This is a genomic window from Hydrogenivirga caldilitoris (assembly GCF_003664005.1).
Classification (GTDB): Bacteria; Aquificota; Aquificia; order Aquificales; family Aquificaceae; genus Hydrogenivirga; species Hydrogenivirga caldilitoris.
The window spans coordinates 1271511-1284997 of the sequence record NZ_RCCJ01000001.1; the positions used below are offsets into that span (position 1 = coordinate 1271511).

At 48.4% G+C, this 13487-nt stretch carries 12 protein-coding genes and 1 tRNA gene; 2 read left to right on the forward strand and 11 right to left on the reverse strand.

All coding sequences use genetic code 11. From position 1 onward, the window contains the following. Window positions 1-9: 9 nt before the first annotated feature. The 10 genes from BCF55_RS06935 to BCF55_RS09840 all read right to left on the reverse strand — a co-directional run bounded on the left by BCF55_RS06935 (window position 10) and on the right by BCF55_RS09840 (window position 9660). Window positions 10-108: transfer RNA gene (locus BCF55_RS06935), tRNA-Sec, on the reverse strand. After that, window positions 108-635 carry a biotin/lipoyl attachment domain-containing protein gene (locus BCF55_RS06940; RefSeq protein ID WP_121011952.1) on the reverse strand — a complete coding sequence of 176 codons (528 nt, stop codon included), beginning with the start codon at window positions 633-635 and terminating at the stop codon, window positions 108-110. Before BCF55_RS06940 ends, BCF55_RS06935 begins: the two co-directional genes overlap by 1 nt. A gap of 2 nt (window positions 636-637) precedes the next feature. Continuing rightward, a complete protein-coding gene (locus BCF55_RS06945; protein WP_121011955.1) occupies window positions 638-1474 on the reverse strand; it encodes a formate dehydrogenase accessory protein FdhE in 837 nt (278 codons plus the stop codon). Continuing rightward, on the reverse strand, window positions 1471-1986 hold the full coding sequence (locus BCF55_RS06950; RefSeq protein ID WP_121011958.1) for a superoxide dismutase family protein: 516 nt from the start codon (window positions 1984-1986) through the stop codon (window positions 1471-1473). The genes BCF55_RS06945 and BCF55_RS06950 overlap by 4 nt, the downstream gene beginning before the upstream one ends. After that, the gene (locus BCF55_RS06955; RefSeq protein WP_121011960.1) at window positions 1983-2615 is read right to left on the reverse strand and encodes a formate dehydrogenase subunit gamma; all 633 of its coding nucleotides are present in this window, start codon (window positions 2613-2615) and stop codon (window positions 1983-1985) included. Before BCF55_RS06955 ends, BCF55_RS06950 begins: the two co-directional genes overlap by 4 nt. Window positions 2616-2617: 2 nt before the next feature. Further along, window positions 2618-3529, reverse strand: coding sequence for a formate dehydrogenase subunit beta (gene fdxH / locus BCF55_RS06960; protein ID WP_121011963.1), 912 nt, complete (start codon window positions 3527-3529; stop codon window positions 2618-2620). A gap of 13 nt (window positions 3530-3542) precedes the next feature. Next, entirely contained in the window at window positions 3543-6581 is a 3039-nt protein-coding gene (gene fdnG, locus BCF55_RS06965; RefSeq protein ID WP_121011966.1) for a formate dehydrogenase-N subunit alpha, read from the reverse strand. A gap of 236 nt (window positions 6582-6817) precedes the next feature. Then, window positions 6818-7720, reverse strand: coding sequence for a selenium metabolism-associated LysR family transcriptional regulator (locus BCF55_RS06970; RefSeq protein ID WP_121011969.1), 903 nt, complete (start codon window positions 7718-7720; stop codon window positions 6818-6820). 57 nt (window positions 7721-7777) lie between these two features. Next, on the reverse strand, window positions 7778-9541 hold the full coding sequence (selB, locus tag BCF55_RS06975; protein WP_121011972.1) for a selenocysteine-specific translation elongation factor: 1764 nt from the start codon (window positions 9539-9541) through the stop codon (window positions 7778-7780). Continuing rightward, window positions 9538-9660 (reverse strand): hypothetical protein, encoded by a 123-nt coding sequence (locus BCF55_RS09840; RefSeq protein WP_274542107.1) that lies wholly within the window; start codon window positions 9658-9660, stop codon window positions 9538-9540. Before BCF55_RS09840 ends, selB begins: the two co-directional genes overlap by 4 nt. A gap of 20 nt (window positions 9661-9680) precedes the next feature. Here BCF55_RS09840 and selA point away from each other — a divergent pair, with 20 nt between their 5' ends. Beyond that, window positions 9681-11033 (forward strand): L-seryl-tRNA(Sec) selenium transferase, encoded by a 1353-nt coding sequence (gene selA, locus BCF55_RS06980; protein ID WP_121011975.1) that lies wholly within the window; start codon window positions 9681-9683, stop codon window positions 11031-11033. Here the strand turns inward: selA and BCF55_RS06985 are convergent. After that, complete coding sequence (locus tag BCF55_RS06985; RefSeq protein WP_121011978.1) at window positions 11017-12273, reverse strand: ArnT family glycosyltransferase; 1257 nt, start codon at window positions 12271-12273, stop codon at window positions 11017-11019. The genes selA and BCF55_RS06985 overlap by 17 nt on opposite strands. Window positions 12274-12409: 136 nt before the next feature. Between BCF55_RS06985 and selD the strand changes: the two genes are divergently transcribed. After that, on the forward strand, window positions 12410-13372 hold the full coding sequence (selD, locus tag BCF55_RS06990) for a selenide, water dikinase SelD (RefSeq protein WP_121011981.1): 963 nt from the start codon (window positions 12410-12412) through the stop codon (window positions 13370-13372). The last annotated feature ends 115 nt before the right edge of the window (window positions 13373-13487 follow it).

Sequence of the window (13487 nt, forward strand, 5' to 3'; positions counted from 1 at the left end):
AGCTCCCCCTGGCGGGAGAGGGAGGGAATTGAACCCTCCGGAGACCCCCTGCAGGACCTCCCACGGGATTTGAAGTCCCGGGGCGGCACCAGCCTACCAACCTCTCCCTACTCCTCCACTTTACTACAATCTATATCTTCCTTGATTATAACCCCTTTAATCTCTTCATATACCTCTTCTACCCGTTGTAAATTTCTCAACTCCTCCGGTTTTGTAGCCTTTATCTTCGCTATCCAGTAGGTGTAAGGCTTCCTGTTTACCAGTTCTGGGTTTTTTATCACCTCTTCATTAACGGCGACCACCTCACCGGATAGAGGTGTTGGAAAGGTTGCGATTCTCTTACCCGCTTCAACAGTAGCTAAGTTATCATCAAACTCCAGATTAGTTCCAACCGGTTTAACCCTTATAGAGTAAAGGGGATAGGATAGGGCTGCAAGGATAGAAACCATACCAACGGAATAAACTCCGGCACCCTCATCTTTAACCCATTGGAAGAGCATTCTATAGGGTTCTATCCTGTAGAGTCTATCAGCCTTTAGGGTACATCCGAGAACCTTTACATCTTCTCCCATGGCTAACCTAGAATACAATAGAGGAAAAGCAAGGACAGCCTTTATGAAGTCCCTCCTGAGCATACTCAAAAACCCAACAGGTTCTTTTCCACCTTCGTGTAACCTTCACCTTCAGCCCACAGGTCAAGGCTGACAGAAGCGATATCTTCAAGGTCAGGGACTGCAAGACCGTCCTTCCTCATATCAACGAGCTTTATGTACCTGTGGCACTGGGTGCAGGCTTGCAGCTCAATATAGCTAACATCCTGACTGACAAAGTAATCAAGTTTATCGTCCTCATTGTTCCCACACTCAACACATTTAGTCCTTATGTAAAGCCAGTCCGTCAGGCACAGGCTACACCTTAAGAGTCTGCCTCCTTCCCATTCTTCCGTATCGGTTAAGAAAGATACTGAAGGTTTGGAGCCACATACTGGACAGGTATTCTTGAGCCAAGCTTCCTGTTTAAAGCTCACGCTGTCGGAGACCACGTAAAGAATCGGTTGCAGAAAAGCCATGAACAGTAATCTCTCTATCGGGTTAGTTTCCATACCCTCTGTGAAATTAACGAGCTGAGCCAAAAGCTCCTCCTGAGAGGAAAGTCTTAACCTGTCTGCCTCAGCCTTGATTTCCTCCGTTCCGATATCAGAGGCGATGTCTAAGAGCTCCCTCATGTAAGGCAGGAAGGGCTTCCAGTCCACAGAACTCAGATTAAGGGCTGGCTTTCCGTGTTTTATCCTGCCCTGCGCTTCAGAGGTGTCTATCGGAATACCTTTCTCCGAGATGTCTTCAATAACCCTGTTCTGAAACTCAAGAATCCTTTCCATAAAGTCAAGTATCTGTCTTGACTCTGGAAACTTTTCCTTAAGTTGCTTTACCCTTGCCAGGGCAAACTCTCTTTCCTTCTGCTTGAATATATTCATCTAATCACCCCACAGGCTATTCTCTTGCCGGCATTCCCAGCCGGGTCAGAGGTGTAATCATCCGGTCCTCCGTGAACCATCAAAGCGGTCCCACCCTCCTTAAAGAGGCTATTCTTCTCTCCCCTTCTTAGTGTTACGAAAGTGTTCAGAACCTGAACCTTTACGTTTCCCCTTCCGTCCGTGTAAATATTGGGCATGTCTCCCGCATGGGGTCCCTCAGGATTCAAAAGCCCATGTTTACTCCCGTAAGGATTGAAGTGTCCACCAGCACTCTTGAAGTCAGGAGGTTCACATACACCGAGCTCATGAATGTGAAAAGCGAGCTCAGCGTTTGGAGGAAGGCCACTCGCCTGGAGCTTTATAAGAACTCCAGAGGTTGTTTCTATAAGCTCAGCCCTACCAATAACCTTACCTTCGCCATTTACCAACTCAGCCTGAGCTTTAAGCTCCTGAGAGTAAGAGAGGGAAAGGAGGCAAAAGCCCCCAAGGAGAATAGATACGAAAGTTTTCACTTCTTCACCTCCCTGTACCACTTGGGGTGATGAAACTTAGCCCACGTGGCGGATACCTTCCCCCCTATCATGGATCCCAGTGTGCCCGGAACCCCGATGGTTCCCATGTAGATGTGTATTATCGTGAAGGCTCCGGCTATTATGAAACTTATCTCGTGTATAACCACAGACCAGCGCACAAGTCCCATACCGAAGTTCTCGGGGAACCACATGACTATACCTGTCAGGAAGAAGACTACGGCACTAAGGAAGACTATCCAGGCGTATAGCTTCTGCCCTGCATTATATTTTCCGACCTCGGGAAGTTCCTCGTGCCTTCCGCTTATGTAGGCTTTTATCTTCGTCAGCCAGAGTACGTCCTCACCGGTTATCACCATGTCCCTCGCCCATTTGAGGATCATGAGAACCGCACCTATTGAAAAGACGACGCCGGCCCACGGGTGGAGCCAGCGGGCAAACTCACCACCACCGAGAAAGGTCAAAAGCCAGTGAAACTTCGGATAGGCTATACCTATACCCGAAAGAAGGCAGTAAAGGAAGGATAGGGCTGTAGCCCAATGGAGCACCCTATCAATCGCAGAAAACCTCTCTATCTGCTCCTCATAAACCTTTGTGCTTTCAACAGCCATGATCAACCCTCCTCACTCTTTTCCTCTTTTCCGCCGAGAACCCTTATCGGTCCCCAGAGGACAAGCTGCAGAAATGCCCCAAGCAGCGTACCCCAAAGAGCAACACTGCCTATCCATTTCAGAGGTCCCTTCCAGAGACCTATTGATGCGTCTATCCTCGGGTTTTCCGGGAGGTTGTAATCCTTAACATGGTCTCCATGGGGTAGAACGTACATATAACCCGTTCCATTAACCCCTGGAGGGTCATAGAGGATTGCATTCGGGTAACCCATGTTCTTTAGCCTTTCCACTATCTTCTTACCCTTCTCAACCATATCCTCCTTCAGGCCGAAGGTCAGACAGTTGGTAGGACAGGTCTTAACGCAGGCAGGTTCAAGACCAGCCTCAACCCTGTCTATACAGAAGTTACACTTCCAAGGCTTGTTGTTGGCGTCGTACCTCGGAACGTCAAAGGGACAACCAACCAGACACATCTTACATCCTATGCACTTGGAGTGGTCAAAGTCCACCACGCCGTTCTGGTACTGAATAACAGCTCCAGGGGAGGGGCAGGCAATCAGACATCCTGGTTCCCTGCAGTGCATGCACTGGTACTTGGTTATGAACCAGGTGAACCCCCTGCTCGTCTCCCCCTCGTTAAATTTCATCAGCATGAATAGGTCCGGTCTGAGGTCTGGATGAGACTGATAACCTGCGATCTTTCTCTGAACAACCTCTTCAGGGGTCATTATAGGCGGTGTTAGGTCGTGCCATTGCTGACAAGCAGCTTCACAGGCTTTACAGCCTATACATGAAGATATATCAACGAGTATAGCCAGATCCGGGTAGCTTTTTACAGTTGTGTCCGGCTCCTTAGAGGCGGACATTCTCCTTATCCCAAGTCCAACAGTTCCACCGGTTGTTAATGCACTCATCTCATATCCCTCCTTAAGCTCTCACCTTTTCAATATTTGCAAGGAAACCCTTGAACTCAGGCGTCCTTGAGTTAGGGTCCCAAACGTTTGGCGTTATGAAGTTGGCTATCGCACCCTTTACAAGACCTTCAAAACCCCAGTGTATCGGTATACCTACCGTGTAAACGGTCTTGTCTGCAACCTTTAGGGGTTTTATCCTCTTCGTGACTAAGGCAACCGCCTCTATGGACGCCCTCGCCGTCTCCACTTTAACCATGTCTCCATTTTGTATTCCTTTCTCCTTTGCAAGCTCTTCGGGTATCTCAACAAACATAACCGGTGCTAAATGAGAGGTCCCATAGATGTGCTTTGTCCAGAAGTGGTAATGTTCGGTTAGTCTGTAAGTTGTAGCTACGTAGGGAAACTTATCGGGCGTGCCTAAGAGGTCTATGTCTGCCTTGTACACTTTTGCAACGGGGTTGTGGGGAACGTTGGGGTGGAGGATGTTGGCAACCGGGGACTCGTAGGGTTCGTAGTGCTCCGGCAGTGGTCCTTCAGCAAAGGTGGCGTAGCTCTTTGCGGCAAAGAGTCTTCCTCTTCCCTCTGGGAGCATTATGAAGGCACCAATCCCTGCTTCTGGAGGTTTTGTAGCAGCCGTGTCGGGAGTATCTCCTACCCACATACCCTTTTCAGGGTCCCATCTCAGGAGTGGTCTCTCCGGGTCCCATGGTCTTCCCTTTTCATCGCAGGAAGCTCTGTTGTAAAGAACCCTCCTGTTGGCGGGCCAGTTCCAGGCGTAATTGGGGTAGGTTCCCAGCCCAAGTGGGTCGCTCAGTTCCGTTCTCTTAGCCAAGTTGCCTTCCGGCGGGAAGACACCCGAGTAAAGCCATCCACCGCATGCGGTAGAACCATCATCCTTCAGAGCTGTAAATAGCTTTACCCTCTCCCCTTTCTTGTGCTCCTCCACATCCCTGGTATAGTACCCGTTTATCTCAGTTAGTATCTCCTCGGCGGTCGGATAGTAAGGGTTCTGATAGGGCCAGACGAGGTTGAGTATAGGGTCGGGGAACGCTCCTCCTTCCTTCTCATAAAGCTCTTTTATCCTCATGAAGAACTTTCCGAATATCCAGTACTCGTCCTTGGCGTCCCCGGGAGGATCGGTAGCCTTATACTTCCACTTTATCCACCTCGCACTGTTGGTCATTGAGCCTTCCTTTTCAAGGAATGTTGCCGTCGGTAGAACAAGTACCTCGGTCTTAATATCAGCAGGGTTTATACCCTCAGCCTTCCAGAACTGGGCAGTCTCTATCATGAAGGGGTCCATTACGACCATCCATTTGAGGTTCTGCAGGGCTCTTACCGTCTTCTTGGCGTTAGGTGTATTGTTAACGAAGTTAAGAGCTGCCGTTACAACCCCCTCTATCTTTCCTTTGTACATGTCGTCTATAAACTTGTCCCAGGAGTTGTAGCCTCCTTCAGGTTTGTAGAGGTAGTCGTAGGCGAAGTCATTTTCAGGCGTTGCGGCGTCACCCCACATACACTTCAGGAAGCTTATAAAGAACTTGGGATAGTTTGCCCAGTAGTTCATGCTTGTGGGATGGAGCTTTTTAGGTGTTCTGTTCTTAAGGTGTTGCTCCAGGGTTTGCTCATCCGGTTTTGGTGGCTTTATGTAAGTGGGCAGGTTCTTGTTTTGCCCGGCGAGGTCCGTCATACCCTGAACGTTGGCGTGCCCTCTGAGGGCGTTTATGCCTCCCCCAGCGACACCGATGTTACCAAGGAGCAGCTGGAGCATACAGGCTGTTCTTATGAGCTGGGTTCCGTAGGAGTGGTGGGTCCATCCGAGAGCATAGAGTATGGTCATATTCCTGTCAGGTGTACCACACTTGGCAACCTCTTCAGCTATCTGAAGGAACTTCTCCTTGGGGATTCCCGTTATCTTCTCAACTACCTCAGGTGTATAACGGGAGTAATGTTCTTTCAATATGTTCAGCACACATCTTGGATGCTTTAAGGTTGGATCCATCTTTGGGTACCCTGTGGCTGGGTCAAACTCATAGTCCCAGGTAGTCTTGTCGTAACTCTTTGTCTTGGGATCGTATCCAGTAAAGAGACCGTCCTTGAAGCCGTAATCCTCTCTAACTATGAAGGGTGCGGTCGTATGGAGTTTTACGTACTCCTTCTGGTACTTTTCATTCTGGAGTACGTAGTTAATAAGACCACCCAGGAGGGCTATGTCCGAACCTGGTCTTATCTGGGCAAATATGTCTGCAACAGCCGCGGTTCTGTTGAACCTTGGGTCTATGCATATTATCTTCGCCCCCCTCTTCTCACGAGCCTTTATAGCCCACTTGAAACCGCAAGGGTGGTTTTCCGCCGGGTTTCCTCCCATAACAAATACGAGGTCCGAGTTGGAGATGTCCACCCAGTTGTTGGTCATAGCTCCTCTTCCGAAGGTTGGGGCCAAACTGGCCACCGTAGGTGCGTGTCATATAGTCGCCTGCGTTTCTCGTGCCGAAAGACCTAAGGCAATACCAACTTTGACCATGAGCCACCCCTCTTCATTACCGAGGGGAGAGCCTACAGCCCAAACTATGGAGTCACACCTGTTTACAACCCTGCCTGCCTTATCCTTGTGTACAAAGGTCCTGTCCCTCGTGTCCTTTACCCATCTTGCGAACTTCTCTATAGCCTCATCCCAGGTTATCTCCTTCCACTCGGAGGCTCCGGCAGGTCTATACATAGGCTTCTTCAGTCTGTCGGGAGCGTTCACGAAGTCCCTCAGGGTTGCTCCCTTAGGGCACAGAGTTCCCCTGTTTATCGGGTCGTCCGGGTTACCCTCAATGTGTATTATCCTGTCCTTAACGTTCATAGCTCCGTCCGAAAGGGAGTAAGCCAAAACTCCGCAGGAAACAGAGCAATATGGGCAGATGCTTTTGGTTACCTTTGCCTTTGCGATCTTCAGCTCCCTAACGCGAGCATGAGCCTGGGTGAGGTCAAAACCGAGACCTCCAATGACACTGGCTCCCAAACTCCCAGCCGAGAGCTTGAGAAATCCCCTCCTTGAAAGCTCCATACTTGCACCTCCTATACGAAAGATTCTTCCCTTTAATATAAGGGACCTTTGTAAAACACCAAAAACACGTCCTTCCGGGCAGCCATAAGCGACAGGAAAAGAAAGCGAAAGGAACCAGGTTTAAAACCTTGTGCTACAAGAGATATGAAAATTTAATTTTATTAGAATGTCTTTATATAACCTGGAGATTATATTTAAATTTTAAAATTTTCAGTTTTAATATTTAACAAAGTCTTTTAAAACATCGTTTTGGAATTTAAAATTAGGAACTCTATAAGTTCCTGGGCGATGATAGGAACCGGTCTGCTCCTGTCTCTGATAAGGTAAAACCTTCTGGTAACAGGTTCAAAGTTTGCTATTCTGAGCTTCACGAGAAAGTTATCCTTGCGCACAGCGTATTCGGACAGGAAGGAGAAACCAACAACATACCTGAGTATGCCTTTTATAGCCTCATTGCTTCCGACGGTAGCAACGATGTTCATATCCTTTATGGACACTCCGTACCTCATGAGGACCTCTTCCACCTTCCTTCTCGTACCTGAACCCTCCTCCCGAATCACCAGGGGAACTTCCTTAAGCTCCTCAAGGTGGTAAGTTCTCTCTTCAAGTTCTGGGTTTGCCACAGCCCATATCCTGTCTTCATAGAACTGCATGGATTCTACCCTCCCCTTTTCGGGGAGGTAACCTACGATACCGAAGTCAAGCTCACCCCTCAACACTCTTGCGTACACATCTATGCTGTCTCCAATAACAAGCTCAACACTTACGTTCCCCCTGTAATCCTCCATAAACTTCCCTACGAGTTCCGGGAGTATGTGGTTCCCCGGAATACTGCTTGCACCTATTCTGACAAGACCTCCCCTCTTACCTGAGTACCTGCCTATATCCTCAATCAATCTGAGTTTAAAATCCATAAGCTCTTTCGCATAATCGTAGAGTCTATCAGCTATGGTCGTTGGGACAAGCGACTTACCCTTCCTGTAAAAGAGTTTCTGCCCAACCTGCTTTTCAAGGTTCTTTATATGGAATGATAGGGTTGACTGGGAGGCATGTAAGCATTTGGTAGCCTCCGTAAGGCTCTTCTTTTCATAAACACAGCAGAATATCTCCAGTAGCCTGAGGTCAATATCCCTCAGCAATCCGCCACCCCCAGAGTTTGATTATAGCAGCCTGAAGTCAATATTTTAGGCTCCAGATCATAAGCGGGCAGGCAGTACCCATAACCTCTCGTTTCCAACCCTTCTCGTGATACCAAGGTTATCAAAGTACTCTAAGAGGGGAATAAGGTACTTTCTTGTCAGTCCGAGGACCTCCTTTGCCTCCTGAACAGAAAACCTGTCACCCAGAGTTCTGAGTTTCCTCTCGTAGTTCTTAAGAAGGTCATCAGAGACTATGAGAAACTCCCCCAGTCTGTGGGCGTATCTTCTCTTTATTGAAAGGCTGAGTATCTCCTTTGGAACTCCAGAGTTTAAAAGCTCCCTCTCCTCCTTTATACCTTCTCCAAGTAGCTCCATAAGCTTTAAAAAGTCTGGATTCTCTTTAAGGTCTGAGGCTCTCTCATCTATCACATACTCCCCTATAACCCTGAGGACTCCCGCCTGAGCCAGAAGGTATTCCAAAAGGACATCATTTAAGCCGAAGCGCTCTATCAATTCAGCTTTCTGAACACCGAATACTCCTCCTTTTATCTTTGCACGGATAAAGCTATCCACTTTACTTTTCAGATTACCCAGAAACTCCTTGGAGTAGAAACGCTCTCCCAGCTTCACAGATACCTTGTCCAGAATACCGGTGTTTGGCGCCCTCCCTGTCAACCTCCTGAAGAACTCCCCTGATAGACCCTCAGGACCGAGCTCCAAGACAAGATACTCCTCATAACCATTTATAAGGAGTTTAAGATTCTCTCTCAGGAAACCCTTCTTCAGAATTCTGGGTAGGGGGTGTAAAACCTCTGCACCTCCCTCAAGTTTTCCGGAAGAATCCAAAATGACAAACCTATCTCCCCTACGAGCCACAACCTCATCTTCAAGCCTCAGCACATAGGTTTCATTGCCCACGCTGGAGAAACGCCCCTTAACCTCTTTCATTCCAAAGAACAAGGTGTATACGCGACCGCTCTTTAGACTGGTACCCGAAGACACTACGAGCTTCCTCGTTTTCACGTAGGAATCGGGTTTGAGAACCCAAGAGCCTCTTTCAACCTTGTCGTGTTCAATGTCGGGCAGGTTTAAAGCCACCCTCTCTCCTGCCTGGGCTTCCTTCACGAACCGCCCATGGTTCTGAATTTTCCTAACCTTTGAACTCATACCCAGAGGTTCCACCACAACCCTTTCACCCTCTTTAACCTTACCTTCAACACAGCTACCCCTCAAAACAGTTCCGTATCCCTTTACCAAGAAAGCAGAATCAACAAGTATCCTAAGGGGGATGGTTTCCTTACTCTCAAGGCTTGCAAGAGCCTCCTCTCTCAGAGCGTTTTTGAGGGCGTCAATACCCTCTCCTGTCAGAGCCGAAACCTTGACGACAGGAATGTCAACCCCTTCTCTCTTCAAGAACTCCTTGAGTTCCTCCTCAGCCAGCTCAAGCAGTTCCTCCTCAATTCTATCTATCTTGGTCAGAACAGCTACACCGTGCCTGACACCGAGAGCCTTTGCAACCATAAAGTGTTCTAAGGTTTGGGGCATTACACCTTCCCCCGCATCCACTACAAGTAGAACTCCAGAGACTGAAGATAGTCCTGCTATAGCATTCTTTATGAATCTTTCATGTCCAGGGACATCAATAAGTTCAAGCCTTAGATCGTCCTGAGGAAAGTCAAGGTAGGCAAAACCAAGGTCTATTGTAAGCCCTCTCTTCTTCTCTTCCGGGAGCCTGTCGGTATCAATCCCCGTTAGAGCCTTTACAAGGGTTGTCTTTCCATGGTCAACATGACCTGCCGTTGCGAACAGAACAAACTTCATTTCCCGTACTTTAACTCTACCTTACCACGAACACCTATATCAAAGTTACTTTCACTACCACCCTTTGGTGCGCAGGAAAAAACCGTACATACGAAGAGGAGCCACAGAACACCCCACATTAATTAAGATTATAGTAGTTATGGATAAGCTTCTAAGGGAAATACCTCAGGTGGCAAAGATAATTGAAAGGTTCAAGGGGGTTTACCCGGAGGAAGTCATAAAGAGAGCCGCACGTGAGGTCACCCAGGAGTACAGAAGGGAGATAAGGAACGGGCTGAGGGACAGAACAGATACTCTACTTGGAGATGTGGAAAAGAGAATAAGAGCCCTTCTATCAACGAACCTCAGAAAGGTCGTAAACGCAACAGGAATAGTGATTAACACCAACCTGGGGAGGGCACCTCTACACAGGGAAGCCCTTGAGTTTGTAAAGGAGATAGGAGAAGGCTACTCAAACCTTGAGTATGACTTGAAGAAGGGTGAGAGGGGCTCAAGAAACTCTCACGTAGAGGGAATACTCTGTGAGCTTACCGGTGCTGAAGCCGCTTTGGTGGTGAATAACAACGCGGGGGCAGTCTACCTCGTGTTGAACACCCTCGCAGCAGGAAAAGAGGTTGTTGTGTCCAGAGGAGAGCTGGTGGAGATAGGTGGGAGCTTCAGGATACCGGACATAATGAAGGCTTCCGGTGCGGTGTTAAGGGAAGTGGGAACCACCAACAAAACAAAGACAAGAGATTACGAAGAGGCTATAAGTGAGAACACTGCCCTGCTTATGAAAGTTCATAGAAGCAACTTCTATATGGAAGGTTTCGTTCAAGAGGTAAACCTTGAAGAGTTATCCCAGCTCGGCAAGAAATACGGCGTTCCCACTTATTACGATGCCGGCAGCGGTTTGCTAATAAACATAAGGGAGATGGGGATAAACTCCCAAGAGCCGAGCTTTGGTGAATGCTTAAGAAAGGGAATTGACGTGGTCTCTGGAAGTGGGGATAAGCTGCTTGGGGGTCCCCAGGCTGGGATAATACTTGGTAGGAGAGAGCTGTTGGAGAAGGTCAAGAGAAATCCTATGGCACGCGCTCTCAGGATTGACAAGCTGACCCTGGCAGTCCTTGAAAAGAGCCTAAGACTGTACCTTGAGGGGAGATACAGGGAAATCCCCGTTATAAGAATGCTTTCTCAGACAGAGAAGGAGTTAAGAGGGAGAGCAAGAAAGCTCGCACGCATGCTTAGGAAACTTGAAGTGTTTGAAACTGAAGTTTTGAAGGATATGGCAAAACCCGGAGGTGGGTCTATACCGGAGGTGGAACTACCAACTTACTGCGTAGCTGTGAAACAGAAAGGTATGAACCCGGAGGAGCTTGCAAGGAGACTGCGCCTGTGTGAGCCTCCAGTAGTGGGCAGGATAAAGAGAGACGTTCTTCTCCTTGACATGAGAACGGTATCGGACACAGAGCTCACGGATATACTGAGAGCCTTCACCTCACTTCTATAAGGAGCAGCTTCTTACCGAACTCGTTGCCCTTGAGGAGAACCATTGCCCCGGGAAAGTCCTTTAGGTCCCTCTCCTCCACCACAACAAGGGCTGGCTTTTCAATCTCTCGCAGTGAGGAGACTTTCTCTATAAACTTCCTCGTGTAGAAAACGAGGGCTGAGTTCTCCGTCTTATAGAAATAAACCTTTCCTACGTAGGATTTCAGAACCTCAGCAGCTTTGGGCACGAAACGCCCCTGCTCAACCTCATGGGTGTAAAGGACCAAACCGGTAAGGGTCAGGACAGAGACGATAAGAACAGCGGTGATATATCTCCTGCCTACGTATCTGCTCAGCATTATCGCAAGGGGTGGATACAAGAAAAGGACGTAGTGATGGAGCTTGTTCTTTGCGAGGCTGTAAAAGAGGAAAACGAATACAAACCAGAGGAGGTAAGGGTTGAGCCTTCTGTCCCAGCCCCTTATAAGTGAAGGGAACTTCGGAAGGTAAAAGAGGGAACTCGCCACCACCACAGGGACGTAATACCAGAAGGGATAGGGGTGGATACTCTTGTGTCCCGTGTAGCGCATTATGTTTTCATACAGGAAGAACTTGTAAAAGTAAGCAAAACCGAACTTCCAGAGCATTACAAGATACCAGGAGGAGCCTATGAGAAAGAAGAGAACTATGCCACTAAAGTTAATTAACCTTAGGTCTCTCCTCCACAGGAGGTAAACGCCCACCGGAAGGATAACACCAACCGGACCCTTTGCCAGAAAAGCAAAAGCCAGGGCTACCCAGCCAGCCCTGAATCTACCTTTAAGAAACAGATATAAACCGAGTGTCATAAAGAAAGTAAGGAGAATTTCAGGAGTCGCAGCCCTTGCCTCCACCCAGTTGTGAACCAGTGTATCAAACACAAGCGCAGAGAAGAGAGCCCCCTCTGGTCCGAAGCTTTCCAAAGCCATGAGGTAAGTGAACACATCTACCCCCACTGCCGAAAGACCAGAGACAAGCCTCCCGCTAAACTCGTTCACGCCGAAGAGAGAAAAAGACACATCAGTAAGCCAGTAAAATAGAGGAGGTTTTTCAAACCTGTAATTACAGTTGTACTTGGGAATTATAAAGTCCCTATTCTCAAGCATTCTGAGGGCTGTGTCAAGGTTCTTGCCTTCATCGGGTGAGGTTACAGAGAGGGTCCAGCTTCCGAATATCAGGAAGAAAGAGGACAGGACAACAACGAGAGCTAAAGAGCGGCTCATAGATTTTTGATTTTATCAAAGGGGAAGGCTTGTAAGCTTCTAAAAACTCTAAAGAAAACCAGCTTTCACAGGCTTTAAACTTTTAGGCATGGCAGAACTTCTCAAGCTCGTTCGCTCCTCTGGTTGAGCTGCCAAGCTGGGTCCGGGGGACCTGCAGGAGATACTGGAAGGGCTCAACGTTTACACGGACGAGCATACGCTCGTTACTGTGGGAGACGATGCGGGAGTCTATGAGTATGGAGGTGTGGTTTGGGTTCACACCGTTGACTTCATAACCCCTATACTCAACGACCCCTACCTGTGGGGCGCGATAAGCTCTGCCAACTCCCTGAGCGACGTTTACGCTATGGGAGGAGTTCCCTTAAACGCCCTTGCCATAGTGGGTTTTAACAACTGTGACCTGGAGGTGAGCACTTTTAAGGAAGTTATGAGGGGGGCGGTGGACAAGCTAAGAGAGGCAAAGACGGTCCTCCTCGGGGGGCACACGATAGACGACAAGGAGCCTAAGTTCGGTCTCGCCGTTGCAGGCGTGTGTCCCGAAGGTAGATACATAACCCAGGGCGGAGCAAAACCGGGACAGCTCCTCATCCTGACCAAACCGATAGGGACAGGGATACTCGTAAAGGGAGTTAAGGAAGGGCTTCTTAGGGAGAAGGACATAAGCAATGCCATTGAGAACATGCTCACCCTCAACGATAAGGCGAGGACCCTGATGCTCTCCCTCGGAGCTACCTCCTGCACTGACGTTACCGGTTTCGGGCTTCTCGGGCATGCATGGAACGTATGTAAGAGTTCAGAGGTCGGTATGAGGATTTACTTTGAGAAGGTTCCTGTTTATGAGCTCTCTGCCCATCTAGTTAAGAAGAAGATCTATCCCAAAGGAGCGATGGACAACCTGAAATTCGTTAAGGAGAACTTAAGAAGCGATCTGGATCTCTGGAAGCTTATTCTTCTATGTGATCCCGTGACCTCTGGAGGGCTTCTTTTCACGGTTGATAGAGGAAAAGAAGGTTATTTACAGAACAAAGCTAAGGAACTCAACGTTAACCTCTGGATCGTAGGGGAAGTTTTGCCCGAGAGGGTCTTAGAGGTAGTTTAATTGATGACGGCTCTTTCAAAATTTGAGCAGGTCTTACTGCTCTGTCCAAGAAATCTGTTAGGGTCTCCCTGACCTGAGTATTCTCCCGTCCTCATCAACTCCACCACACCCATCT

Bases quoted from the DNA above. Each gene is read 5' to 3' on its own strand.
- BCF55_RS06940 (WP_121011952.1), bottom strand. From the start codon at position 635: ATGCTCAGGAGGGACTTCATAAAGGCTGTCCTTGCTTTTCCTCTATTG.
- BCF55_RS06945 (WP_121011955.1), bottom strand. From the start codon at position 1,474: ATGAATATATTCAAGCAGAAGGAAAGAGAGTTTGCCCTGGCAAGGGTA.
- BCF55_RS06955 (WP_121011960.1), bottom strand. From the start codon at position 2,615: ATGGCTGTTGAAAGCACAAAGGTTTATGAGGAGCAGATAGAGAGGTTT.
- fdxH (WP_121011963.1), bottom strand. From the start codon at position 3,529: ATGAGTGCATTAACAACCGGTGGAACTGTTGGACTTGGGATAAGGAGA.
- selB (WP_121011972.1), bottom strand. From the start codon at position 9,541: ATGAAGTTTGTTCTGTTCGCAACGGCAGGTCATGTTGACCATGGAAAG.
- BCF55_RS09840 (WP_274542107.1), bottom strand. From the start codon at position 9,660: ATGTGGGGTGTTCTGTGGCTCCTCTTCGTATGTACGGTTTTTTCCTGC.
- selA (WP_121011975.1), top strand. From the start codon at position 9,681: ATGGATAAGCTTCTAAGGGAAATACCTCAGGTGGCAAAGATAATTGAA.
- BCF55_RS06985 (WP_121011978.1), bottom strand. From the start codon at position 12,273: ATGAGCCGCTCTTTAGCTCTCGTTGTTGTCCTGTCCTCTTTCTTCCTG.